Annotated in this window: 24 protein-coding genes; 15 read left to right on the top strand and 9 right to left on the bottom strand. The window is 47.0% G+C overall.

Translation table 11 applies throughout. The annotated features are described in order from the left end of the window. Positions 1–19 precede the first annotated feature (19 nt). Positions 20–1672 carry a glucose-6-phosphate isomerase gene (gene pgi, locus EDI28_RS23945; RefSeq protein ID WP_128786402.1) on the top strand — a complete coding sequence of 551 codons (1653 nt, stop codon included), beginning with the start codon at positions 20–22 and terminating at the stop codon, positions 1670–1672. Between the two features lie 78 nt (positions 1673–1750). Here the strand turns inward: pgi and EDI28_RS23940 are convergent, their stop codons facing one another. From EDI28_RS23940 to zur, 3 genes are all read right to left on the bottom strand, one after another. After that, positions 1751–1960, bottom strand: a complete 210-nt coding sequence (locus EDI28_RS23940; protein WP_128786401.1) for a cold-shock protein — start codon at positions 1958–1960, stop codon at positions 1751–1753. Positions 1961–2231: 271 nt separating this feature from the next. Then, positions 2232–2696: a chemotaxis protein CheX gene (locus tag EDI28_RS23935; protein WP_075767875.1), complete on the bottom strand. Its 465-nt coding sequence runs from the start codon at positions 2694–2696 to the stop codon at positions 2232–2234. A 34-nt stretch (positions 2697–2730) separates the two neighbouring features. Beyond that, the gene (gene zur, locus EDI28_RS23930) at positions 2731–3180 is read right to left on the bottom strand and encodes a zinc uptake transcriptional repressor Zur (protein ID WP_128786400.1); all 450 of its coding nucleotides are present in this window, start codon (positions 3178–3180) and stop codon (positions 2731–2733) included. 958 nt (positions 3181–4138) lie between these two features. Here zur and dusA point away from each other — a divergent pair. From dusA to EDI28_RS23895, 7 genes are all read left to right on the top strand, one after another. Continuing rightward, positions 4139–5179 (top strand): tRNA dihydrouridine(20/20a) synthase DusA, encoded by a 1041-nt coding sequence (dusA, locus tag EDI28_RS23925; RefSeq protein WP_128786399.1) that lies wholly within the window; start codon positions 4139–4141, stop codon positions 5177–5179. 178 nt (positions 5180–5357) lie between these two features. Continuing rightward, positions 5358–5591 carry an envelope stress response protein PspG gene (gene pspG, locus EDI28_RS23920; protein WP_128786398.1) on the top strand — a complete coding sequence of 78 codons (234 nt, stop codon included), beginning with the start codon at positions 5358–5360 and terminating at the stop codon, positions 5589–5591. Positions 5592–5745: 154 nt separating this feature from the next. After that, the gene (locus EDI28_RS23915) at positions 5746–6384 is read left to right on the top strand and encodes a TIGR04219 family outer membrane beta-barrel protein (protein WP_128786397.1); all 639 of its coding nucleotides are present in this window, start codon (positions 5746–5748) and stop codon (positions 6382–6384) included. Positions 6385–6497: 113 nt separating this feature from the next. Next, complete coding sequence (locus EDI28_RS23910; RefSeq protein WP_075767902.1) at positions 6498–6731, top strand: thymidylate kinase; 234 nt, start codon at positions 6498–6500, stop codon at positions 6729–6731. A 155-nt stretch (positions 6732–6886) separates the two neighbouring features. Continuing rightward, a complete protein-coding gene (locus tag EDI28_RS23905) occupies positions 6887–8704 on the top strand; it encodes an assimilatory sulfite reductase (NADPH) flavoprotein subunit (protein WP_128786396.1) in 1818 nt (605 codons plus the stop codon). Continuing rightward, positions 8704–10395: an assimilatory sulfite reductase (NADPH) hemoprotein subunit gene (gene cysI, locus EDI28_RS23900; protein ID WP_128786395.1), complete on the top strand. Its 1692-nt coding sequence runs from the start codon at positions 8704–8706 to the stop codon at positions 10393–10395. The genes EDI28_RS23905 and cysI overlap by 1 nt, the downstream gene beginning before the upstream one ends. Then, positions 10388–11149 (top strand): phosphoadenylyl-sulfate reductase, encoded by a 762-nt coding sequence (locus EDI28_RS23895; protein ID WP_128786394.1) that lies wholly within the window; start codon positions 10388–10390, stop codon positions 11147–11149. Before cysI ends, EDI28_RS23895 begins: the two co-directional genes overlap by 8 nt. Positions 11150–11346: 197 nt before the next feature. Here EDI28_RS23895 and EDI28_RS23890 read toward each other — a convergent pair whose 3' ends face one another. After that, positions 11347–11841, bottom strand: a complete 495-nt coding sequence (locus tag EDI28_RS23890) for a DUF2780 domain-containing protein (protein WP_128786393.1) — start codon at positions 11839–11841, stop codon at positions 11347–11349. A gap of 169 nt (positions 11842–12010) precedes the next feature. Further along, positions 12011–12631: a BamJ family beta-barrel-assembly machinery protein gene (gene bamJ / locus EDI28_RS23885; protein WP_128786392.1), complete on the bottom strand. Its 621-nt coding sequence runs from the start codon at positions 12629–12631 to the stop codon at positions 12011–12013. 123 nt (positions 12632–12754) lie between these two features. Here bamJ and EDI28_RS23880 point away from each other — a divergent pair, with 123 nt between their 5' ends. Next, complete coding sequence (locus EDI28_RS23880) at positions 12755–13423, top strand: LysM-like peptidoglycan-binding domain-containing protein (RefSeq protein ID WP_128786391.1); 669 nt, start codon at positions 12755–12757, stop codon at positions 13421–13423. A 54-nt stretch (positions 13424–13477) separates the two neighbouring features. Here the strand turns inward: EDI28_RS23880 and EDI28_RS23875 are convergent, their stop codons facing one another. The 4 genes from EDI28_RS23875 to EDI28_RS23860 form a co-directional block, all read right to left on the bottom strand. Then, on the bottom strand, positions 13478–14353 hold the full coding sequence (locus EDI28_RS23875; RefSeq protein ID WP_128786390.1) for a DMT family transporter: 876 nt from the start codon (positions 14351–14353) through the stop codon (positions 13478–13480). Continuing rightward, positions 14346–14810 carry a GNAT family N-acetyltransferase gene (locus EDI28_RS23870; protein WP_128786389.1) on the bottom strand — a complete coding sequence of 155 codons (465 nt, stop codon included), beginning with the start codon at positions 14808–14810 and terminating at the stop codon, positions 14346–14348. Before EDI28_RS23870 ends, EDI28_RS23875 begins: the two co-directional genes overlap by 8 nt. A 76-nt stretch (positions 14811–14886) precedes the next feature. After that, positions 14887–15456: a Crp/Fnr family transcriptional regulator gene (locus EDI28_RS23865; RefSeq protein WP_128786388.1), complete on the bottom strand. Its 570-nt coding sequence runs from the start codon at positions 15454–15456 to the stop codon at positions 14887–14889. A 96-nt stretch (positions 15457–15552) separates the two neighbouring features. Further along, complete coding sequence (locus EDI28_RS23860) at positions 15553–17514, bottom strand: bifunctional 2',3'-cyclic-nucleotide 2'-phosphodiesterase/3'-nucleotidase (RefSeq protein ID WP_128786387.1); 1962 nt, start codon at positions 17512–17514, stop codon at positions 15553–15555. Positions 17515–17923: 409 nt separating this feature from the next. On the opposite strand from EDI28_RS23860, the gene cysG reads away from it, so the two are divergent. Genes cysG through cysQ form a run of 6 tightly spaced genes read left to right on the top strand, consistent with a single transcriptional unit; the run spans position 17924 to position 24870 of the window. Then, positions 17924–19357: a siroheme synthase CysG gene (gene cysG / locus EDI28_RS23855; protein ID WP_128786386.1), complete on the top strand. Its 1434-nt coding sequence runs from the start codon at positions 17924–17926 to the stop codon at positions 19355–19357. Between the two features lie 13 nt (positions 19358–19370). After that, positions 19371–20279 (top strand): sulfate adenylyltransferase subunit CysD, encoded by a 909-nt coding sequence (gene cysD, locus EDI28_RS23850; protein ID WP_128786385.1) that lies wholly within the window; start codon positions 19371–19373, stop codon positions 20277–20279. A 10-nt stretch (positions 20280–20289) separates the two neighbouring features. After that, positions 20290–21720, top strand: coding sequence for a sulfate adenylyltransferase subunit CysN (cysN, locus tag EDI28_RS23845; protein WP_128786384.1), 1431 nt, complete (start codon positions 20290–20292; stop codon positions 21718–21720). 4 nt (positions 21721–21724) lie between these two features. Continuing rightward, complete coding sequence (locus EDI28_RS23840) at positions 21725–23452, top strand: SLC13 family permease (protein ID WP_128786383.1); 1728 nt, start codon at positions 21725–21727, stop codon at positions 23450–23452. 38 nt (positions 23453–23490) lie between these two features. Further along, positions 23491–24111 (top strand): adenylyl-sulfate kinase, encoded by a 621-nt coding sequence (cysC, locus tag EDI28_RS23835; protein ID WP_128786382.1) that lies wholly within the window; start codon positions 23491–23493, stop codon positions 24109–24111. An 18-nt stretch (positions 24112–24129) separates the two neighbouring features. Continuing rightward, positions 24130–24870 carry a 3'(2'),5'-bisphosphate nucleotidase CysQ gene (cysQ, locus tag EDI28_RS23830; RefSeq protein ID WP_128786381.1) on the top strand — a complete coding sequence of 247 codons (741 nt, stop codon included), beginning with the start codon at positions 24130–24132 and terminating at the stop codon, positions 24868–24870. The last annotated feature ends 773 nt before the right edge of the window (positions 24871–25643 follow it).

Genomic DNA, 25643 nt, shown 5'->3' with positions numbered 1-25643 from the left:
CAATATCAGGAACTTCACCATGTTGAAAAACATCAATCCAACGCAGACACAGGCGTGGAAAGCGCTGACCGCCCATTTTGAAGATGCACAGGATCTTCAGCTGAGCGATCTGTTTACACAGGACAGCGAGCGTTTTGCTAAATTCTCGGCAAATTTCGGTTCAGATATTCTGCTTGATTACTCTAAGAACCTAATTACAGAAGAGACCATGAGCAAGCTATTTGCTCTGGCGGAGCAGACTGAACTAAAAGCAGCGATTGCTGCCCTGTTCAGCGGCGATAAAATCAACCAGACCGAAGGCCGTGCTGTACTGCACTCGGCACTTCGTAACCGTAGCAATACGCCGGTAATCGTCGACGGTGAAGACGTAATGCCAAAAGTGAATGCGGTACTGGAGAAGATGAAAGGCTTCACCGCACGCATCGTTGATGGTGATTGGAAAGGTTATACCGGTAAAGAAATTACTGATGTGGTAAATATCGGTATCGGCGGTTCAGATCTTGGTCCCTACATGGTGACAGAGGCCTTGGCATCCTATAAAACACGCCTGAACATGCACTTTGTATCCAATGTCGACGGTACCCACATTGCCGAGACGCTAAAAGCGCTTAACCCGGAAACAACCTTGTTCCTAATCGCGTCTAAGACGTTTACTACTCAGGAAACCATGACCAATGCACACTCTGCGCGTGATTGGTTCCTGGCGACCGCACAGGATCAGGCACACGTAGCCAAGCACTTTGCTGCGCTTTCTACCAATGCTGGCTCAGTGTCAGAGTTCGGTATCGATACTGACAATATGTTTGAGTTCTGGGACTGGGTTGGTGGTCGTTACTCTCTGTGCTCTGCCATTGGCCTATCAATCAGTTTGGCTATCGGTTTCGATAACTTCATCGAGCTGCTTGATGGCGCACATGCGATGGACAAGCACTTCGCCGAAGCACCACTAGAAGAAAACTTACCGGTTATTCTGGCGCTAATCGGTATTTGGTACAATAACTTCCACGGTGCCGAATCTGAAGCTATCTTGCCATATGATCAGTATCTGCATCGCTTTGCTGCTTACTTCCAGCAGGGCAACATGGAGTCCAACGGTAAGTGCGTCGATCGCGGCGGTAACCCGATTGATTACCAAACAGGCCCAATTATCTGGGGTGAACCAGGTACCAATGGCCAGCATGCGTTCTACCAGCTGATCCACCAGGGTACCAAGCTGATCCCGTGTGATTTTATTGCTCCTGCAATTAGCCACAATCCACTGAGCGATCACCACCCTAAGCTGATGGCAAACTTCTTTGCCCAGACGGAAGCGCTGGCATTTGGTAAAACCAAAGAGCAAGTGGAAGCAGAGTTCATTGCAGCTGGCAAAACGCTGGATGAAGTGAAAGAACTAGTACCTTTCAAGGTCTTTGAAGGCAACCGCCCAACCAACTCCATTTTGGTTAAGCAGGTAACACCGGCGGTACTGGGCTCGCTGATTGCATTGTATGAGCAGAAGATCTTCGCTCAGGGTGTTATCTGGAATATCTTCAGTTTTGACCAGTGGGGTGTAGAGCTAGGTAAGCAGCTTGCAAATAATATCTTGCCTGAGCTAAACAATGCTGAAGCCATTGCCAGCCATGATAGTTCTACCAATGGCCTGATCAATGCGTTTAAACAGTGGCGTAGCTAAGTTACGTTTTTAATCGTAATAAAAAACGCCGCTTAGCGGCGTTTTTTTCATTCTGAGTATTAAAAATACTCAGCAGAATCAAGAAAGCGCGATGACTTCGCTTGCTTGTGGACCTTTCTGACCATCTGTTACGATAAATTCAACACTTTGGCCTTCTTGAAGAGTGCGACGGCCTTGGGCCTGAATAGCACTAAAGTGAACGAATACATCCTTGCCATCAGCACCAGAAATAAAGCCAAAGCCTTTTTCATCGTTAAACCATTTTACGGTTCCAGTCAGTTTGCTCATGTTACGATCTTTCCTTTGAATGAGGGTAGTTCCTTGCTCGACCGATTGAGATCAGCAAAATTACGAGCTGAAAAAGCAGAAACAATAAGTGTGTTGATGCTTATCCAGCATACTCAGTCTAGACCGAATAAGTGGCAGGTGGTAGTTTTTTATCTGGGATTTGTGGCAACTTCACAGAAATTTTAAAGTGATAGTTATCATTATTTCAGGTCAGAGGAATCGCCAGTCAGAAGGCTCTGACTGGGGCGATTAACAGGTATAGTCGCGGTGACTAGCCGTCAAAGCAGATCTCAATAAATGCCTTACCATACTCAGAGTCAAACGGCATGATAATAATAGCGCCGTCACACTTATGGGTGATGGTATGGCCGCGACCAGAGACCACTGCGGGGGTTGCCATTTCAAAATCATAGCCTCGGTCTGCCAATATACGTTTAGCACCACCTGTGACCATGTTGGTGATTTCACCGACCATATCGGTGACTTCTTCATTGATACCGTTCGGTCGTTCACCCAACATACGTTGCATGATTTCAAGTGCCAGAGGCTCATCAAAGGTGATCGACATCGAGCCTTTGGTTTTGGGTCCAATCATGCCAATAAGGCCTGATACATCACCACGAGCAACTTCATCTTTCTTTACTCGAGGTTTTTGCGGTGCTAGCTCCATCGACGCCATGGTCTTCAAAACATTCAGAAGTGAAGCTAGAAAAGGGTTTACGAATTCTGCGCGCATAATCTGATAATGACTGTATTAGTAAATGTAAGAGTTACTGCTTGCTGTTTTGACATTTATGACAAATGCCGTGACTTTCCACAATATGGTTTGAAATCTGAAAGCCGTGCTTTTCTGCTTTCTGGCGCAGTAGTTTAGCCAGTTCATCATCATGGCATTCCTCGACAGTACCACACTCATCACAAATAAGCAGCTGAGAGCAGTGATCAGCATGTCCGAGTACACAGCAGGCTATATAGCTGTTGGTTGACTCGACTTTATGTACAAAGCCTTGAGCTAATAAAAAATCAAGAGCTCGGTATACTGTCGGTGGCTTCGCTTGTGGTTCGGTTTCCCTGAGAAGATCCAGCAGTTCATAGGCGCTAATCGAACTATGGTGCTCAATGATGATCTCGAGTACTTTCAGCCTTTGAGGTGTCAGCCTTACTCCCCGTTGCTCGCAAATCTGTTGTGCTTTCGCCAGCAGTTGCGTTTGATTTGCCATAAAACCTCAAAAAACAGCGATAAGTGCAGTAGTTTACCATAGCATTTGTAAAACGTACCTTAGTTCCATTCATTCCAGCAAAATAGGGCGGAAAATTCGTGTGCCCGATCACGCCAACTCGTTCCTAAATAGTGATGAAGAGTAAATAGTGACTGCTTGCAATCAGCAATAAGTCACGAAGGTTTTCCTTGTGTCACTTTTTGATGAATGCGCACCAAAAAGCTGATCATCAAGATCAACTCAAAATAAGCTTGGCTTTAAGTTATTGAATTCTATGTAGTGTACTGTTCGTACAGTTTTTTGACTATTATATTCCTAAAGCTCTATAAGCTGTACCTAGTAGATAAGATGTTGTAAATTTCATTAATTTTCAGTTTGTTAGAGTGAGAGGCAAAAGGGTGGTGGTATTCTTTTTAGTTTGTCTGCTTACTGAACTATAACGATGTAAATACATAGTGACTGGTAAAATTGTGCTCTTATAGGCGGGACCGATAGAGTCAGTGACAAATGTAAGCTTGATGAGTGTGGTGAGGTTTTACCGACCTGTTTTGTATCGAGATGTACAGCTTTCCTAGCATTTTAAGCTAAAAGCTGTCGAGGGCTGCTTGGTTGTTAGTCCATATTCATAACTTATTGATAGTTAGGGGGTAAACGAACATGTACACCTTTTTGAGTTGTTGGTGTCCAAAAGCTATGTTTGCTGTACGCGATGTATTTGCTGGTATTTTTTGTTTTTAATAACAATGCTATATGGTGTGCTCTTTTTGTTCTGTCATGTTCTTTTAAGTTGTCATTGTTATCTCAGGCTGGACTCTATACTAATGATGAAATATGCCAATTATCCCCATATTCCTTTCTCTAGCCATGTTGGGCAAACGAGTGAGATGAGGTAGAATCCGCTCTCTTTAAGTAAACTGCCGTTCAGAGACGGGTACCCGGGTCAAAATGAGGCTTTTCGATGTTAGATAGTGCTGTTGCCAACCGCGACGATTTACAAACAGAATCCACACTGAGTGCAGATTTTCCATCAGGCCGTTTTTCTGTTGCCCCGATGCTCGATTGGACTGATCGTCATTGCCGTTATTTTCATCGCCTGTTGAGCGAGCATGCGCTGTTGTACACCGAAATGGTGACAACCGGTGCAATTATTCACGGTAAGGCTGATTACCTGGCATATAACGAAGAAGAGCATCCGTTGGCACTTCAACTGGGTGGTTCGAATCCGGCGGATCTAGCGCATTGTGCCAAATTGGCTCAAGACCGTGGTTATGATGAAGTTAATCTGAACGTAGGGTGTCCGTCTGACCGTGTACAGAACGGTCGTTTTGGCGCTTGCCTGATGGGCGAAGCTGAATTGGTGGCGCAATGTGTGTCAGCAATGCGCGAAGTCGTTGATATCCCAGTAACGGTAAAAACCCGTATTGGTATTGATGAACAGGATTCCTATCAGTTTCTGACTGACTTTGTTGGTACAGTTAGTGAAAAGGGTGGCTGTGATGATTTTACCATTCACGCACGCAAGGCTTGGCTAAGTGGTCTCAGCCCAAAAGAAAACCGTGAGATCCCGCCGCTGGACTACCCGCGTGTTTATCAGTTGAAGCGAGATTTCCCGCATTTAACCATGGCGGTCAATGGTGGCGTTAAAACACTGGCCGAGATTGAAGCTCACCTGGAACACCTGGACGGAGCTATGGTGGGTCGTGAAGCCTATCAGAATCCGTATATGATGGCAGATCTCGATCAGCGATTATTTGGTAGCAACAAGCCGGTCAAAAAACGCCGTGAAGTGGTCGAGGCGATGTACCCGTATATTGAGCGTCAGATGGCTAATGGCTCTTACCTCAATCACATCTCGCGCCATATGTTGGGGCTGTTCCAAAATATGCCGGGTGCACGACAGTGGCGCCGACATATTAGTGAGAATGCACATAAGCCAGGAGCTGGTATTGAGGTGCTGCAGCAGGCGATGGAAAAAATTCCAGCGCATCTAGATGTATAGGTTAAAGATGGTTTTTTTCACCATTTAGCATGGTGATAATGACTAAATCAGAGAGGGTGCTGACAGGGAACTGTTAGCGCCTTTTTTATTGTGTTGAAAAATAAGGTTTTTTGTTTTGCTTTCTTTTGGCCTGATTTGTGCAATTGTTAATACAAGACTAAACGAAAGAGGTCATAAGATGATTGAATTATTGTTTTTACTGTCATTTGCTGTGGTGTTGATATTTACCGGTGTGAGCTTGGTGGGAATGGCTTTCGCCGTATTAGCCGGTTTTGTCGTGATGGCGTTGGCGGGCATGATTGGGGTTATGTTTAAGCTTCTACCCTGGCTTATTCTCATCGGTGTTGCGGTTTGGCTGTATCGTGGGAAGAAAGCAGGGTGTCATCATCGGGACCGTTATCACCGCCGTTAATTACTGAGGGAGGAACTAATTATTATGCCTTGTGAAAGGATGTCTAGCATTTGAACTGAAAGTGATGGATATGCGAAGGAAATGCGGTTTTCTTGTACGGCATCTGGTATAGTTTGGCCGTTTTTGAAATTCTAATAAAGAGCGGAGACTCGGCATGAATAAATTAGCTATTTCTGCAGTGGCAGCGGCGGTTGCGATGGCAGCAGCAGTGCCTGCGCAGGCAGCGATGCTTCTTGGAGTAAAAGCAGGTGCAGACGCATGGTTTGCAGATGCAAAAATTAACGATTCTAGTACTAACGGCGATGATACTCATATCTCGTATCACCTTGCCTTTGAGCACTTTATTCCATTAGTGCCTAATTTCCGTTTACGCTATGCTGATATTGATGCTGGTGCAGTATCATTTGGTCAGACGGATTACACTGCTTACTATGAGATTTTGGACAACGATGCCATCGCTTTTGATGTTGGTGTTACCCTGTCTAAGTTCAATGCAGGTAAATTCTTGGGCGAGAGCTTCAGCGAGTGGCAGCCGAACCTATATGGTAATGTTGAGGCTGGTATTCCGATGACACCGGTTTCTTTCTTTGGCGATCTGAACTTCGGTAACTATGACGGTACGAATACGGTTGATGGCCAGGCTGGTGTTAAGTGGTCACTGCCTCTTATTGCTGCTGATCTTAACCTGCGTGCGGGCTACCGCGTGATGGACTACGACTTTGACTTTATCAAGCAAACAGATGGTAAGGTGAAATTAGACGGTTGGTTTGCTGGTGTAGAACTCGACTTCTAATTTTTTTAGCGGTACAAGATATCGAAGCCACGATTTATCGTGGCTTTTTTGTTGCCTGTTTTCGCTTTTCTGTACCATTTTTAAAAGTGATGCAACTGTCAGGAAGTGGGCAAATGACATTAACTGAACTTCAGCAACTATATGCCAACAGCGATATTGTGGAAGCGGTCATCGAGCCTTCGATTCAGGCCAATGGCTGGATTGTAGAGTTTCGCCATCGCCGAGGTGGTTTTGTACCATTGACCGATGGTGCCGGCAGTGAAAAGTGCTACCGGGATATTGATACCGCGACGGAACGGGCCTTTGAAGTGGGATTTCACCAGGTTCGTATTGCCGATACCTTTTGAGTTGATACATAACTACCTGGCTTAATATCAGGTTAAGCCGTTTTACGTTGTCTTTTAACCTTACTAAAAGTTATAAAACATTCTTATCTATTCTTTCTTGTTATTTCCTTGAGTAGCTAATCTAACACTACGCAATGTATAGGGATCGTCGTGTCATGTTACTTAAGGAACTCTCGGCCATAGCCAGCCCACTCAATGATCAACAAATAGGTCAACTGCAACAGGCCGCTGCAGAATTATCGCCACAACAAATGGCGTGGATCAGTGGGTACTTTTGGGGGCTAAGCCAAACTCAGCCCGCGGACCAACCGCAACCAACCCAACAGCTTTCAGCTGCGGCTGTTGCCCAGCCAGCAGGCAAACTTACAATTATCCATGCCTCCCAGACAGGAAATGCCAAAGGTGTCGCTGAAGCACTGAAAGGTGAGGCAGAGGCTGCCGGTATCGCTGTTGAGCTATTTGCTGCCGGTGATTACAAAGGCAAAAATTTAGCGAAAGAAACTCATGTGATCATTGTCGCTTCTACTCATGGTGAAGGTGAAGCGCCGGATGATGCGATTGAGTTGCATGAATTCTTACAATCGAAGAAAGCCCCGAAACTACCAAACCTAAAATATGCAGTTATTGGCCTGGGTGATTCGAGCTATGAATTTTTCTGCCAGACGGCAAAAGACTTTGATAGCTACATCAGCCGCTTAGGTGGTGATTCGATGCTGGAGCGCCTTGATTGCGATGTTGATTATGATGCGCCAGCAGCTGAGTGGTCTTCGAAGGCTCTGAAGAAGGTAAAAGAAACGTTATCTACCGGGGAAGCGGAAGTGGTTCAGCTTCCGGTCGCAAATGCCCAGCTAGCGGCTTCACAATACTCAAAGCAAAAACCTTATGAGGCGGCACTGCTGACCAGCCAGAAGATCACTGGGCGCAGCTCAGGAAAAGATGTTCGTCATATAGAAATTGATCTTGAAGGCTCTGGATTAACTTACCAACCGGGAGATGCGCTGGGAGTCTGGTATGAAAATGCTCCGGCTCTGGCGGAAGCCTTGGCTGTACGGGTTGGACTGAATGGTACTGAAAACGTTGAGATCGACGGTGAAGCCCTGACGCTGAAACAGGCTCTGATCAGTAAATACGAGATCACAGCAGCAAATCCGCAGCTCGTCACTAAGTTTGCTGAGCTCTCCGGCAGCAAAAAGCTGGAAAAGTTGGTAGCAGACAAAGACAAGCTACGCCGCTATGCCGGTCAAACTCAGGTTATTGACGTTCTGGCGGAAAAGAAAACCAAGCTGACTGCTGAGCAGTTGACAGGATTGCTCCGTCGTTTGACGCCGCGTCTTTACTCGATTGCTTCCAGTCAGGAAGAGGTCGGTGAGGAAGTTCATTTAACGGTCGGTGTTGTTGAGTTCGAAAGTGGTGATGAAACCCGGCAGGGTGGAGCATCCAGCCATTTGTCATATCGCTTGGAAGAAGGCGAGAGCGTTAAGGTATTTGTCGAGAGTAACAACAACTTTAAGTTGCCAGCTGATGACAATACTCCGGTGATCATGATTGGCCCGGGAACCGGTATCGCTCCATTCCGAGCATTTGTTCAGGAGCGAGATAACCGAGAAGCGGAAGGAAAAAACTGGTTGTTCTTTGGCGATCGTACTTTCACTGAAGATTTTCTGTACCAGGTAGAATGGCAGAAATACCTGAAATCAGGTGCCATAAGTCAGCTTGATGTGGCGTTTAGCCGTGATCAGGTGGAAAAGGTGTATGTCCAGCATCGACTTCTAGAGCATGCCACCCAGGTTTGGCAGTGGCTGCAGGAAGGGGCGCATGTTTATGTCTGTGGCGATGCTAACCATATGGCCAAAGACGTGCACGATGCCCTGGTCACCATCGCTGAACAACAAGGTCAGCAAAGCCGCGAACAGGCGGAGCAGTATCTTAACGAACTGCGTAAGAACAAGCGTTATCAAAGGGATGTGTACTAATGAGTGATCAGAAACTATCAGATAACGAACGCCTGAAGCGTGAAAGTAACTTCTTGCGCGGCACCATCGAGGGCGACTTGCAAGATCGTATCACGGGGGGATTTAACGGAGATAATTTCCAGCTGATCCGTTTTCACGGTATGTATCAGCAGGATGATCGCGATATTCGTACTGAACGTGCCAAGCAGAAACTCGAGCCGTTGCAGAATGTGATGCTGCGTGCCCGGATGCCGGGCGGGGTGATCTCGCCGAAGCAGTGGCTGGCCATCGACAAGTTTGCTGAAGAGCATAGCCTGTACGGCAGCATCCGCCTGACCACGCGCCAAACATTTCAGTTCCATGGAGTATTGAAGCCGAATATTAAATTGATGCACCAGACGCTCAATAAAATTGGTATAGACTCCATCGCAACTGCGGGTGATGTGAACCGTAACGTACTGTGCACCACTAATCCGGTTGAGTCAGAGCTCCATCAGGAAGCTTATGAGTGGGCCAAGAAAATCAGTGAGCACCTGCTGCCAAAAACACGTGCTTATGCTGAAATTTGGTTAGATGGCGAGAAAGTCGAAACCACGGATGAAGAGCCGATCCTCGGGAGCACCTATCTGCCGCGTAAGTTCAAGACGACTGTCGTGATCCCGCCACAAAATGATGTTGATATTCATGCTAATGATCTGAACTTTATTGCGATTGCCGAAGAAGGCAAGCTGGTTGGTTTCAATGTGCTAGTTGGCGGTGGCTTGGCGATGACCCATGGTGACAAGTCAACCTATCCGCGTCGTGCTGATGATTTTGGTTTTATTCCATTGGAAAAGACACTGGAGGTTGCCGCAGCCGTAGTAACAACCCAACGAGACTGGGGCAACCGCTCTAACCGTAAAAATGCCAAGACCAAGTACACATTGGATCGTGTGGGCAGTGATGTTTTCAGGGCCGAGGTCGAGAAACGAGCCGGTATTGCCTTTGCAGACAGCCGTCCGTATGAGTTTACCGATCGTGGTGACCGTATTGGCTGGGTCGAAGGTATTGATGGCAAGCATCACTTGGCCCTGTTTATCGAAAATGGCCGCTTGCTGGATTTCCCGGGCAAGCCGCTGAAAACCGGTATGGCCGAGATTGCCAAGGTCCATAAAGGTGATTTTCGCATGACGGCCAATCAAAACCTGATTGTAGCTGGAGTTGCGGCGAAGGATAAAGGCAAGATCGAAAAGATCGCGCGCGATCATGGCCTGATCGATGATGGTGTCAGCGAGCAGCGCAAGAACTCCATGGCTTGTGTTTCATTGCCGACATGTCCGCTGGCAATGGCAGAGGCCGAGCGCTTTTTGCCTGATTTTGTTACTGATGTTGAAGCTGTTTTGGCCAAACATGGCCTGGCGGATGATGACAATATCATTCTGCGGGTGACGGGGTGTCCGAATGGTTGTGGACGGGCGATGCTGGCGGAAATTGGCTTGGTTGGTAAGGCGCCTGGACGTTATAACCTCCACCTTGGCGGCAACCGTAACGGTACCCGGGTACCAAAAATGTACCGGGAAAACATTACAGTGGCTCAGATCATGGAAGAGATTGACTCACTGGTGGCACGCTGGTCACAAGAGCGCGAGGATGGTGAAGGGTTTGGTGACTTTACAATCCGTGCCGGGATTATTGAACCGGTGTTAGTGTCAAAGAGGGATTTTTATGCCTAAGTTAGCGTTGGCAGAACTGCTTCAGAAAAATAAAGTGGAGCAGATCCTGCAGCTAGCGGAAATTAATGCAGAGCTGGAAACTCTGACGGCCCAAGAGCGAGTTCGCTGGGCGTTAGAGAATCTGGACGGTGAATTTGCGCTGGCCTCAAGTTTTGGGATCCAATCAGCGGTCATGTTGCATCTGGTGACTCAGGTCAAACCTGATATGTCCGTGATTTTGACTGACACAGGCTATTTATTTCCTGAAACCTATCAGTTTGTTGATCAGTTGACCGAGCTCCTGTCACTGAACCTGTATGTGTACCGTTCATTGATGAGCGCCTCTTGGCAGGAAGCCCGATTTGGCCAGTTATGGGAGCAGGGGGTTGATGGGATCAAGCAATATAACCGGCTGAACAAGGTCGAACCTATGCGCAGGGCACTGGATGAGCTAAACACCAGTTGCTGGTTCTCTGGCTTGCGCCGAGAGCAGTCCGATACCCGAGCGACTTTGCCGGTACTGGCTATCCAAAACGGTGTGTTTAAGTTTCTGCCATTGATCGACTGGACAAACAGGGATATCCATCAATATTTGACCCTGCATCAATTACCTTATCATCCGTTATGGGAACAAGGATACTTGTCGGTTGGTGATACTCATACAACCCGAAAGTGGGAGCCAGGTATGAAAGAAGAGGAAACCCGATTTTTTGGTCTCAAGCGCGAGTGTGGCTTGCATGAGGATGATGCAGAGTCCGACGGTTCGGGGATATGATGAGATAGTTACCCGTTAATTGGCGGAAAAATGATATAAGCCTTATCTGACATTGCGCGTAGGCAAGCAGATAAGGTTTTTTTATGGGGTATTTATAGGGCTGTCAGATTGTTGCTTTTTATAAATATTTTACCTGTATCTGACAGGGGGGACGTTTATTGCCGTATCCTCGTTGTCGCGTTTGTTTGGCGATTTGGTTAGCCGGTGGGGCTCCAAACTTTTCCCAGCGCATCCATTAAGCCAGCGCTGGCCCCTTGGCTGCCAAGAAATTGCATGACAACAGGAATAAATTGACTGACCATGCTGGCATCCATACCAAGTGCAGAAAATACCTGGTTAATTGTGTCGATATTGGTCAGCATACCGCTCAGGCCTGGTGGAATTGCTGCGCTGAGAGCATCGCTTCCGGGGATCATCTTGCTTAGTTCGCTCGCCTGGTCACCGCTGAGCTGGCTTGATGCGAGTGACAACAGTGCCCCCGCACCGCCCGCGGCTTGTTCTTGGGTAACCCCGAGTTGACTGCTGAGTATATCTGTTAAGGGGTTGGCTGTGCTGGCTGCGACTTGTTCGTCATCGCTTCCGCCAAATAGATCAGACAGACTGAAAGCGAGGCTGGTAGTTGAGAAAACTAAGCTGCTAAACAGTGTTGTGAGTACAAGTAAACGACTGACAATTGATGGTTTGTATCCCATGGCATCCTCCTGTGATTAACGTTATAAGCGTAGTGGGGAATGCGGCGTAAATACCAAATTAAATTGAAAAAATGTGTTTTACTAAAGCTGAAAATGGATGGGGCTTTGATAGGATAAAAAAACGGTGCCAAGGGCACCGTCTCGTATGTTCTGTGTGGTCTAGATAACCTTACAGGATGTCTAGTAGTTCAACTTCGAATACTAGCGCCGCGTATGGAGGGATAGCAGCACCTGCGCCACGCTCGCCGTAAGCTAGGTCTTGAGGGATGTATAGCTTCCACTTAGAGCCAACAGGCATCATTTGAAGAGCTTCAACCCAACCAGCGATAACGCCAGTTACAGGGAACTCTGCAGGCTGACCGCGAGATACAGAGCTGTCGAATACAGTTCCATCTGTTAGTTCGCCGTGGTAGTGAACACGAACTTGCTTGTCTGAAGTAGGGATTTCGCCGTTACCTTCAACAAGAACTTCGTACTGAAGACCTGATTCAGTCACTGTTACTTCAGAGCGTAGTGCGTTATCTTTTAGGAAAGCTTCACCGTCAGCTGCTGCAGCTTTAGCTTGCACTTCACGAGCCGCTTCTGCACGAGTGTGGATTTCACGTAGTGCATTGTTGATTTCGTCAACTTCGATTTCTGGCATTTCGCCAGTTAGGGAAGTTGCGATACCTTTAGCGATAGCAGCAACGTTCAGGCCTTCAAGACCGCTTTGTGCTAGCTGTTGGCCCATTTGTAGACCGATACCGTAGCTTGCTTTGGTTTCAACTGTATCTAGTTTAACGTCAGACATGGTGTCTTCTCTTAATGTAGAGTGAATTAAAGCAGGCAGGATAACAGTTTCGACCCCAAGGGGTAAACTTTTGTGACAAGATGTCGTTTGATAGCGTGAGTTGAGAACGCCGGAGTGTTGAATATGGGACAGGCCAAACGCCGTTCAAAGAAAAAAAGTGAGTTTAAACTTCCCCGTATGTCCTTTAGCAAGGAAAGTTTTAGTGTCAGCAGCGATCAGTTGAAAGCTACGCTGGCGCCACTAAAAGCCAAGTGGCAGGCCTTGCCGTCTTTACATCGAAGGGCGCTTATGGTGTTGCTGCCAGTGGTTGGGATACTGGTGCTGTTACCGGCAAGCGAGCAGGCACCGACTGCGACTTCCGGAGAGTCCGAGCGGCGTGAGCTTGTGCTTGATCTTGATAAAGACCAGCAAACACCACCTCCGGTCGGTCAGCGCTCCGAGCCCCAATCTCCGGTACGTAGTGCGTCTACAGTAGCTAAACCTGCTTCTCCTGCCAGTAAACCACAGGCTGACAAGTCGCCGGCAGAAGCCCAGTGGCATAAATATCAGGTACAGCAGGGTGAGACACTGGCCAATATCTTCCGCGACAAGTCGTTACCGTTAACCGATCTCTATGCGGTTGCAGCCATTGAAGGCAAAGACAAGCCGCTGAGCAGGATCAAAGCCGGCCAGTGGTTGCGCTACAAGCAAACGGCAAAAGGCGGGTTGGATGTATTGCAGATAGAGCGCCGCAAGGGAGAGTCTGTGATGTTTTTCCGTCGTTCTGATGGCAGTTTTGTTCGAAGCCAGTAATGATTTCCGTTGATGAAAAAGGCCGTTAAGGGGCCTTTTTCTATCTGGGTACCGTCATTGAGCGGTATCTTCGATCGGCCTCTTCGTGCGACGCTGCTTAGGAAGCGGTAGCATCGGCAGTACTATCAGGATGATCCCCATGGTCGTCAACAGATCTGGTTTCTCATCAAACCCGACGATCCCCAGAAGAGTCACAAAAATCAGCCCTGAGTATTCAATCAGCCCGAGCTGGCAGGTCTTGGCTCGTCGGTAGGCGGCAACGCCACAGCCATGATAACCAAGGGTAAACAACGCGCTTGCAGCAATGAGCAGCAATTCCATCGAGGTTATTGGCTGCCAGAACAGGACGGCGAGGATGCCTGCCAAAGGTAGCGATAAGACCCCGGTCCAGAATAGTGTACTGACGACAGGCTGTTGTTCAGGCAGTTTTTTTACTAAGACGTTATAAAGCGCCAGCGTGAAAGCGCACCCCAGTGCAGCAACGGCGGCCCAATGAAACTGATCTGGCCTCAATACCACCAATACACCACAAAAGCCCACGAGAGTTGCCTGTACTTTTTGCCGTTCTGGTTTTTCTTTAAGCAGCCAGGCCGAAAGGGGCAACATCAGAAGAGGGGCTGCATAAAAAAGTGCATTGGCAGTCGCTAGCGGTAGCCAGGTTAGGGCTACCATAACAAAGCCGCTGCCAGCGAGTACCAGATGAGAACGGATCAGGGTAACACCACGGTTGCCGATAGCTTGTTGCTCGGGTGTCAGTCTCAGCCATAGTGGAAATAGGAGCAAGACACTAAGCAGTTGGCGGATGAACATATATTGAAATGCACTGACGCCACCTTCAAGTAGTTTCACCGCTACATCAGAAAATGACGAGGACAGGTTACCGAGTAGCAACAGTAATGCCCCAACCGCAAAGGGAGAAAGCCTACTCACACACGATGCCCTTGCCCAGTCTCATATCCACATGCGGAATACCATCTTCCAGATATTCATCGGAAGTAACGTCAAAGCCATAGCGGCTATAATAGTGCTGCAGGTGAGATTGGGCGCCGATGTCGATAGTGTGATTTGGCCAAAGCTGTTCTGCGTATTTCAGACCTTGTTGGAGTAATTCATGGCCAGCTCCGGTTCCTCTTTCGCTGGCTGCTGTTAGCACCCGTCCAATACTGGTATTGGCATAGGTAGCCCCCGGTGGCAGTAGCCTAAGATAGGCAACGAGTACATCATTTTTGTACCCCAGCAAATGGTGGGTACCGGCTTGTCGGTCACTGTTATCCAAATCAGGGTAGGGGCAGTTTTGTTCGACGACAAAGACATCGACTCTGAGCTTAAGCAAATCATAAAGCTGGTGGGTTGTTAGCTGTTCAAAAGGCAGGCATTGCCATTGCATCGTATTCTCCTTGGCAGATACAGGGTCTAGCGGCAGATTAGTGTTAATCCTTTCGTTTGGCATTAACGAATGTTAATTATTCCACATCTTCAAGTCGCTTTTTGATTCTGCTGAGGCTGATGGGGGTGATCCCCAGATAAGAGGCGATTTGATAATCGGCTATGCGGCTTAGTAGTTCGGGGAAGCTGGACGTAAACAGCTGGTAGCGTTCTTCCGGGCTGTGCATTAGCATGAAGCGTTCTTTTTGTTCTTTGTAGCTCAGCTGACGCTCGAGCAGACGAATATAGAGCGGGTTTTTCTGCTCTCGCCATCGTTGAAGCAGACTGACTGGCAGTGCCAGCAGTTTGCTGGCGGATAGGGTCTCCAGCAAGAAAGGGGACGGCATATCATTGATGAGGCTTTCAAAGCCAATCAGGACATCTTGATCCCAATAGAACTCTTTACTGAATTGCTTACCTTCCGCGGTGAGATAGCAGGCATGGCAAAGTCCGTCGAGCAGAAAGTAACAATAGGCCGGCTGTTCTCCTTGGTTGAGTAGAACATGCCGGGTAGGGAGTTCCATTGGCTCGGCAGCAGTGACGGCATCTTGGATTGTCTCTGGCGAGGCGCCAAGCTGGCAGAGAAAGGCTTGCAGGACTTCATTCATAATGGATGTCATTTGTTTTTGGTCTATGCAGCCATCATAGCAAAAAAATACCGCGGACTAAGCCGCGGTATGTTAGGTGTGACGGAGTGTCAGGAACTATTTTTGCAGGTCAATACGGTAAACGGCAAAGCCAACTTTGTCCGTACCCACTTTTTCCATTGGGTACTGACCTTTGTCTTTAATAAACTGTGTTGCTTTGTCGCTTGGCGAGGTTTCGAACGTTACATTGAGCTTTTTGTCGCTTTTCAGTGGAGCAAAGGACCAGTTGTTGTCGGCGCTTGGTGTTACCAGGCCTTTTTCCTTGCTGATCCGACTAATGTAGTCGGCAATAACGGTACGGTTCTCATCCGGTGAAGCAAAGGCAACGAATTTTTCACCGGTTCCTGCAAATTTACCGCTGTATGCTCGGTAGTTGTTGGTCGCAATGATGAATGCCTGAGTCGGCTCAACAGGCTTGCCGTTGAACGTCAGCTTCTGAATTCGTGATGCTTTGTCATTGACCAGCTTACAATTGCCGTCATAACGAGCCGGCTGTGAGATATCAATGGTGTAGTTAACACCATCAATGACATCGAAGTTATAGGTGCGGAAACCATCCCAGTTGATCAGTCCTTGTTGCTCGATGCTGTCTAGATTGATTTGGTTGAACTGGCCTGCAGAACACTCCAGCCATTCTTTAACTTCTTTACCGGTTACTTTCATCGCAACCAAAGTGTTCGGGTACAGGTAAAGATCGGCTGCATTACGGAAAGTCAGTTGACCGGATTCCACCTCGGTGAAGTTGGCTGGATCGTTACCGCGGCCACCTGCTTTGAATGGTGCGGCGGCAGATAGAACAGGAATGCCGTCCAGATCCGGATCACCCTGAATGAAGCGCTCGACATAGTCTTTCTGGGCCAGGCTAACGATCTGAACGGTCGGATCATCCTGAACCAGCGCCAGGAAGCTGTACATCACATCACTAGCTTTGCCGATGGGCTGGTTGACAAATTCTCGGGTCGCCTTGTGATCGTCGCTGACAGCCGCAACGATTTTCTCGTCAGCTTCAACAAGAGCTTCTTTCTTGTATTTGTCATAGATAGGGCGAGCTTCGGTTTGTGCCCCAGTAACCGCCCACTGCTCTCCATCCTTTTCTAAAACAAGATCCATCACACCAAGGTGATCGCCCCAACGGCCTGGCATTACTGCGGCAACACCATTGATTGTGCCTTTTTCAAGATCTGTATTGGGAATATTGGCGAAATCTTTTCCTGGGAAAACGGCATGAGAATGGCCAAAGGCAATGGCGTCGATACCGTCTACTTCTGTGAGGTAGTAAACAGAGTTTTCAGCCATGACTTTATATGGATCTGCTGATACGCCTGAGTGAGGGATGGCGACAATAACGTCTGCCCCCTCTGCCTTCATTTGCGGAACAAATTTCTCAGCTGCTTGCTTGATATCTAGCGCTTCGACTTTGCCTTCCAGGTTCTTTTTATCCCAGATCAGAATTTGTGGTGGTACAAAACCGATATAACCCACTTTTATTTCGTGTTCTACACCATCGGTATCTTTGAAGGTATGCGGCTTGATAATGTAAGGCGTGAACATGTTTTTGCCTGTCTTCAGGTCAATCACGTTCGAGTTGATGTAAGGAAAAGTTGCGCCTTTAAGCGAGGTTTTCAGGAAGTCCAACCCATAGTTGAATTCATGGTTACCCAAGTTGCCAACATCATAATCTAGTTGGTTCATTGCTTTATAAACGGGGTGAATTTCGCCAGCTTTGATCCCTTTGGCTGCCATGTAGTCACCCATAGGGCTACCCTGCAACAAATCACCGTTATCGACCAAGACACTGTTAGTCACTTCAGCTCGTGCTTTTTTGACAAGCGTGGCAGTGCGGACAAGGCCTGTTTTCTTTGTCGGCTTATCTTTGTAGTAGTCGTAATCCATTACATTGGTATGGATATCAGTAGTTTCCAAAATACGTAACTTGATTGTTTCAGCCGTGGCAGGACCCGCCATAGTCAGCAGGCCACCAAGTACTGCAATAGACAGTGGCTTGGCAGATAGTTTCATGATTTTCTCCAGGGTATTGAACAGGAAAGCGTGCTTAAGGTATCAAAAATTATGTCGGTATTACGTGAACTGGTTACCTTATTGTGTTCTGAATCTCGTTTTTTTGCTCAGAAAGACGAAGCAAATCTCATTATGCTTATGATTTCATCTTCTCTGAATTTTTCAGTAATACAAAAAAAGCATAACTTAAACCCTGTGCGCCTAGAGCAATTATGAACCTAAGCTATATTTGCCTGTAATTACTGTTTTTTTAAGACTGATTAATTAGCAGAAGCGATAATTGCTCTTCTATACACCTCAGATATACGCCATCCAAACTTTTTGGAATAAAAAATGAAATTTTAGAATTTCAGGTAATATTCAAGCCCGACTATAGTGCAATTAGTTATAGGAACCGAGGGCGCTGTAAATGGATTACTTGCCAATTTTTGCAGACATAAGACGTCGACCTTGTTTGGTCGTCGGGGGCAGTGATGTCGCATGGCGTAAAACCCGTATGCTATTAAAGGCAGGGGCTGATGTGCGAGTGATTGCCCGTGAGCTCAATGATGATTTCCAGCAAGCCCTGCAGGCGGGACGTATCAAGTATCTGGCCGAAGAGTTTGTACCGTCAGATTTAGACGGCATCTTCTTGGCCATTGCCGCGACAGACCGTAAGGCGGTGAATGCTTTGGTGTATCAGTCAGCCAATCAACGACAGGTGATGGTGAATGTGGTTGATGATACTCAGCGTTGCAGTTTTATTGTGCCCTCTATTGTTGATCGTTCGCCTATCATCGTTGCCATTTCTTCTTCGGGTAAGGCGCCTGTCCTTGCTCGATTAATTCGCGAAAAATTAGAAGCGCTATTACCCCAGCATCTTGGTCGGATGGCCAATATTGCAGGGCGGTTCCGCGAGCGACTAGCCCAAACGGTGTCATCTGTTACGGCGCGTCGATACTTTTGGGAGCAAGCCTTTGACGGGCAATTCTCCAAGCTTGTTGCTTCAGGCCAGGAAAAAGAAGCCGAGCAGGAACTGGTTTCCTTATCACTGCAGGCACAGCAGCGAGTGCAACAGCAGACTTTGCCTCAAGGGCAAGTGGCTTTGATTGGCGCAGGGCCTGGCGATGCAGGGCTGCTTACATTACGAGCCTTGCAACTCATGCAACAGGCCGATGTTGTGCTCTACGATTACTTGGTTTCTGATGAAGTGATGGAGTTAGTTCGCCGTGATGCTGAACTGGTCTGTGTCGGAAAAAAAGCCGGTTTTCATAGTGTACCGCAGGAAGCAACGAATCAGCTTATTGTTCGTTATGCTGAACAAGGCAACCGGGTAGTGCGGCTTAAAGGTGGTGATCCATTTGTCTTTGGCCGTGGTGGTGAAGAGCTGGAAGTCTTGTTTGATGCCGGTATTCCGTTTCAGGTCGTGCCGGGTATTACGGCAGCAGCTGGCGCAACCGCCTACGCGGGTATTCCGCTAACACACCGTGATTACGCCCAAACTGCAATGTTTATTACCGGCCATCTTAAACCTGATGGTGATCAATTGGATTGGTCAACTTTGGCTCGCGGTAAGCAAACCTTGGTGATTTATATGGGGCTGATGAAATCCAGTCATATCCAAGAACAATTACTCGGCCACGGTCGGGCGGCTGATACGCCTGTTGCCATTATTGAACGTGGTACCCAGAAGTCTCAGAAAGTCTTGAAAGGTCAGCTCGGTGAGCTGACTACATTAGCTCAACATGCTGCTTCACCCTCATTGATTGTGATCGGGGAAGTGGTGAATTTATCAGAAAAACTACATTGGTTCGGAAAGCAGGAACAGCAACCGCAGCAGCCTGCTGTTGTGAAGCTGGCATAGTATGGAGAGAGTGATGGACCCTAAACGTTTAACCCACCTCAAGCAGCTAGAAGCGGAGAGTATTCATATTATCCGCGAAGTCGCTGCTGAGTTCGATAACCCTGTGATGATGTATTCCATCGGGAAAGATTCATCGGTTATGCTGCACCTTGCCCGCAAAGCGTTCTATCCGGGCAAGATCCCATTCCCTCTTCTGCATGTGGATACCGACTGGAAATTCCGTGAGATGATCGAGTTTCGCGATCGCACCGCGGAAAAATACGGCTTTGATTTGCTGGTACATAAAAACCCGGAAGGCATGGCGATGGGGATCAGTCCCTTCAAACATGGCTCTTCCAAGCACACTGATATCATGAAAACTCAGGGTCTGAAGCAGGCTCTGAATAAGTATGGTTTTGATGCCGCCTTCGGTGGGGCGCGACGTGACGAAGAAAAGTCGCGAGCCAAAGAACGGGTTTATTCATTCCGCGACAAAAACCATACCTGGGATCCGAAAAACCAGCGTCCAGAGCTTTGGAAAACCTACAACGGCCAAATAAACAAAGGCGAAAGTATCCGTGTCTTCCCGTTATCAAACTGGACTGAGCTGGATATCTGGCAGTACATCTATTTAGAAGGTATTGAGATTGTGCCGCTGTACCTTTCTGAGGTGCGTCCGGTTGTTGACCGTGATGGCATGTTGATCATGGTGGACGATGATCGTATGGAACTGCAAGCGGGTGAGAAAATTGAGCACAAGAGTGTGCGTTTCCGTACATTGGGATGCTATCCGCTGACAGGTGCCATTGAATCTGAGGCCACTACTCTGCCGGGCATTATTGAAGAGATGCTGGTGGCAACATCGAGTGAGCGTCAGGGACGGGCGATTGATCACGATCAGTCAGGCTCGATGGAATTGAAAAAGCGTCAAGGTTACTTCTAAGGAAAGATACATGAACAGTCTTATTGAACAACAAGTGGCTGAGCTAGGCATAGAAGCTTACCTTGACCAGCACCATAATAAATCGCTGCTTCGTTTTTTGACCTGCGGTTCTGTTGATGATGGCAAGAGTACATTGATTGGTCGCTTGCTTCATGATTCTCACCAGATTTATGAAGATCAGTTGGCGGCAATTCATACCGATAGCCAGAAAGTAGGCACTACGGGTGACAAACCTGATCTCGCACTGCTCGTTGATGGCCTCCAGGCCGAACGTGAGCAGGGCATCACTATTGATGTTGCTTACCGTTATTTTTCGACCAAGAAACGTAAATTCATTATTGCTGATACCCCCGGGCACGAACAGTACACTCGAAATATGGCTACAGGCGCATCGACCTGCGATGTTGCGGTTATCCTAATTGATGCTCGTAAAGGGGTATTAGACCAAACGCGTCGCCATTCTTATATCGCCAGCTTATTGGGTATTCGCCATTTTGTGGTAGCCATTAACAAAATGGACTTGGTGGATTACCAGCAAGAACGTTTTGAGTCCATTCGTGATGAATATTTATCGTTTGCCGAGAAGCTTAATGCTGAACTTGATATTAAGTTGGTGCCGCTTTCTGCTCTTGAGGGCGATAACGTTGTTGGATTGAGTGATAAAACGCCTTGGTATGATGGTGATTCATTGCTGACGCTACTCGAAGACGTCGACTTTGGCCAGGAGCGAGAGTCAGGTGATTTCCGCTTCCCTGTACAGTATGTCAATCGTCCTAATTTAGATTTCCGAGGCTTTGCCGGCACGATTGCCTCTGGGATCGTAAAGGCCGGCGATAAGATCAAAGCGCTACCTTCGGGTAAAACTTCTACTATTGATCGCATTGTAACTTTTGATGGTGATTTACCTGAAGCTCATCCAGGTCAGGCGGTAACATTAACCTTGGCTGATGAAATCGACATCAGCCGTGGTGATACGATTGTTTCCGCCGGTGATAATGTTCCACTGAGCAACCACTTGCTGGCGGATATTGTATGGATGGCTGAAGCACCACTGGAAACTGGCCGTCAGTACGATATTAAAGTAGCCGGCAAAAAAACGGTTGGTTCAGTTGAAGCTATTCGCCATCAGGTCGATATCAACAATCTGGATACTTTCGCAGTAGACACGCTACCGCTTAATGGTATTGGTCTGTGTGAGGTGACGTTTAATGAAGCGATTGCCGTTGATGCTTACCAAAACAGTGTTGATACCGGAGGTTTCATTATTATTGATCGCTTATCCAACGTAACTGTTGGGGCCGGTATGGTACGCGAGGCTTTAGCTGAGGTAGGCAAACAACAAGAAAGCCAATTCAGTGCATTCGAAATTGAATTCAATGCATTGGTCCGTAAGCATTTCCCACATTGGGGTGCTAAAGATATCAGTAACCTACTGGGATAATAGCATGGGTTGGGAACAAGGAATGGTTCTTGCCATGTTAATGGTGATAGTAACCTGTTTGCTGACAACACGGATCAAGCCGGCTTATTTATTTGCCGGGGCGGCCTTTGTCGGTTTTCAGGTTGGAATGATTGACTTGCCAACCTTGGCAGGCAACTTTACTAACTCATCACTATTGACCTTGGTGTTGCTTATCCTTGTTTCCGTTGCCTTGGAGAAAACCCGCTTGATCAGTTGGGTCGGGCGTCAGATTTCGCAAGGCGGTCAGTCTAGCGTGGTGGCTAAGCTAGGCTTATCGACGGCGTTTTTGTCATCATTTACCAATAACACTGCTGTGGTTGTGTCTTTGATTGGTGCAATCAAACGTAACCAGCGCCATGCACCGTCAAGGTTGTTGATCCCTCTTTCTTATACTGCGATTTTGGGTGGAACCCTCACCCTGATTGGTACATCTACAAATCTAATCATTAATAGTTTCGTTGAAGATGCCGGTCTACCAAGTCTAGGCTTTTTTGCTCCAACATCTATTGGATTGGCAGTACTGGCGGTTGGGTTGATTATTTTAATCCCTCTCAGTTATTTGTTACCTGTCTATGATGATCACAGCCAGGATGATTTGCCTTATTTTCTTGAGGCCCGAATCGAAGGTGGTTCGCCGCTTGCCGGTAAAACAGTCGCCGAAAATGGTTTGCGGGCGTTACGTCGCTTGTTTTTGGCTGAGGTGATCCGTAACGGTAAAAAAATTGCACCGGTATGTCCCGAGACCCGATTAATGGCTGGTGATAGTTTGTTGTTTTGCGGGGATATTGAAAGCGTTACCACCTTGCAAGAAATAAATGGCTTGCACCTATTCGGTCAGCATCATCTTAATGGCCAGTCGATGCTGGAAGTGATCGTCAGTCATTCCGCTGGTATCCGTGGAAAAACGCTTAAAAGTGTACGTTTCAGAGAGCGCTTTGATGCCGTGGTTGTCGCTATTCGTCGAGGCCATGAACGCTTGGGGGGAGGGCTTGGTAATATAGAGCTGCATGCCGGTGATACATTGGTCGTTGTACCAGGTAAAACGTTTAATGATAAAAAACAGCAGCTCAATCGAGAGTTTGTCCTGGTTAACGGGCTGGATTCCAGCGCTCGCCTAGATAGTAGCAAGAGTTTAAGTGTTTTAGTTGGGTTTATGGGTGTGATAGCAGCAGCATTGCTTGAAGTCTTCCCCATTATTAATGGGCTTGCCGCTTATCTTCTTATATTGGTAGTCACCGGTATTATCTCTTTCGCAGAAATCCGACGGCGCTTTCCTGTCGATATTGTTGTGATTGTAGGTTCTGCGTTGTCATTGGCTCAGTTGATGATTTCCAGCGGCTTGTCTGAGCGAATGGGTAATATGCTGATGACTTCATTCGACGACTGGGGGATCTACGGGGCGTTAGTCGCTGTGTATCTGTTGACTCTTATCCTTACTGAATTGGTTACCAATAATGCCGCAGCTGCTCTGTCGTTTCCCATCGCATACAGCTTGGCGGTGAGTTATGGCGCTGATCCGATGCCTTTTATTATGGCTATCTTGTTTGGAGCTAGTGCCAGTTTTATATCTCCTTATGGCTATCAGACCAATTTGTTGGTCTATAGCGTAGGGAACTACAAGTTAATTGATTACCTGCGAGTAGGATTACCTATATCCATTGTGTACTCAGTGGTTGTACTTGCGTTGATCCCTCGACTATTTCCTTTTTAATGCGATTTTAAATAGTACGTCATGAAACGGAGTTTATTATGACAGCCACAGTTCAATCTCATGGTGATGAGAATGTTGTATGGCATCGCCATCAGACAGATAAGGCCTTCCGTGCTCAACAGAAGAAGCAGAAACCTTGTGTTATGTGGTTTACCGGCTTGAGTGGTGCGGGAAAATCAACAGTAGCTGGTGCTCTGGAATCCCGACTTGCTGAGTTGGGACATCATACCTATTTGCTGGATGGTGATAATGTCAGGCATGGGTTATGCCGTGACCTTGGGTTTTCGACTGAAGATCGACGTGAGAATATTCGACGAATAGGTGAAGTGGCCAAATTAATGGCTGACGCGGGTCTGATTGTCTTGAGTGCATTTATTTCTCCTCATCGTCAGGAGCGTCAGTTGGTTCGTGACTTATTGCCGGAAGGCGAATTTCTAGAAGTCTTTGTCGATACGCCGCTAGCAGAATGTGAGAAGCGTGATCCAAAGGGCTTGTATAAGAAAGCACGGGCAGGTGAAATTAAGCAGTTTACAGGGATTGATTCTGAATATCAGGCTCCGGATTCTCCAGAAATCCATCTGCCGGCTGGAGAGGTATCGATAACAGAGTTAGTTGAGCTGTGTTTGGAGTCGTTGAAACAACGTCATATCATCCGCTAATCAAAGGAGTCGCCACGAGTGAGTACTCTACTCGAATCAATTTATGGCATAGCGCTTGAAGCCGGAGTGGCTATCATGGAGCGCTATCATGGTAACGTTCAAGTTGCCGAGAAGGCTGATAGCAGTCCAGTAACAGAAGCTGACCTCGTTGCCAATGCGATTATTGTTGAGCAGCTAAAAGCGCTGACGCCAGATATCCCTATTCTCTCAGAAGAGTCTGCTCATACTCCTTGGCCTGAAAGAGAGCATTGGACATCATTTTGGCTGGTGGATCCTTTAGATGGAACTAAAGAGTTTTTGCGTCAGAATGGTGAGTTTACCGTTAACATTGCTTTGATAGAGAATGGTAAGCCAACCTTAGCGGTTGTTCATGCGCCAGCATTGGATAAGACATGGCTAGGTGATAGTGAAAAGGCTTGGCTTCAGACTAAAGCCGGTCGAGATCAGATTAAGACTCGGCCTGCAACTGTTCCAACTATTGTCGGGAGTCGTTCTCACCCTAGCCCAGATATGGCAAGTTACCTAGAGCAACTTGGGGAGCATAAGATGACCGAGGTTGGTTCATCGCTAAAGTTTTGTTTGGTTGCTGAAGGGCGTGCGCAATATTACCCCCGTTTAGGCCCTACAATGATGTGGGATACTGCCGCTGGACAATGTATTGCTGAAAGTGCGGGAGCGACAGTAAAACAGTTTTCGGGAGAAATCCTCAGTTATCATCGTGAAGAGTTACTGAACCCTTACTTTATTGTCTCCATTTAATAGTGATTGTTATTGCAATAATATTAAGGCAGCTATTGGCTGCCTTTTTTCACGAATTCTCTAAAATAAGATCAAGGCTTCCTATTATTGACTACGCTTAATCTACTGTAATGAGTTTTGATACTTCGTTTTGAGTGTTTGGGTGGGTGTATTTATTGTCATTTTTATGGCTTATGGGTTGAATTGTGAGCATTCGGTGAAAAAGAGCAACAATTCAATTGTTATATCTCCCTTTCTCCCTATAATGCTGCCTCACCAACAAGGAACAACGATACTTAGCAAGCTATTTGCAAGCTGTGTATAACTTGTAGGTAACTGGTGATTCCAAAAAACACTTTAAGAAAGGTGCTTGACACTCTTTTTAAATTGCATAGAATGGCCAGCCTCTTCAGTGAATAGGTCGAAAGCGTTAAAATTTAACCTTTTGCTTTGTTGAAGCCAGTCAGGAAGCGGTTTTGAGAAATTCAAAAAAAACTCCTTGACTTAAAATTAGAGGCGCGTAACATACGCAGCCTAGCCAACACCAAGTGTTAGCTAAACGTTCTTTAACAATTTGACCATGCAATCTGTGTGGGCACTCGTGAAAGAGTTAAGTCGAAAGATTTATCAATGAACTGAGTGACCAATACAAAATAGCGCAAGTTATTTTGGCACAGTCAATTCATTATCGTTCTCTTCTCATTATGAAAAGAACAACGATAATAGCTTTAAAATTACTTCTTGCTTCGGCAAGAGCAGTTTTGAAGTCAGTATTCATTGAGCCGTTCCTTATG

It is taken from the genome of Photobacterium chitinilyticum (genome assembly GCF_004104355.1).
Classification (GTDB): domain Bacteria; phylum Pseudomonadota; class Gammaproteobacteria; order Enterobacterales; family Vibrionaceae; genus Photobacterium; species Photobacterium chitinilyticum.
Note: the sequence above shows the minus strand (reverse complement) of the source record. Positions and strands in the feature narration are given on the sequence as shown.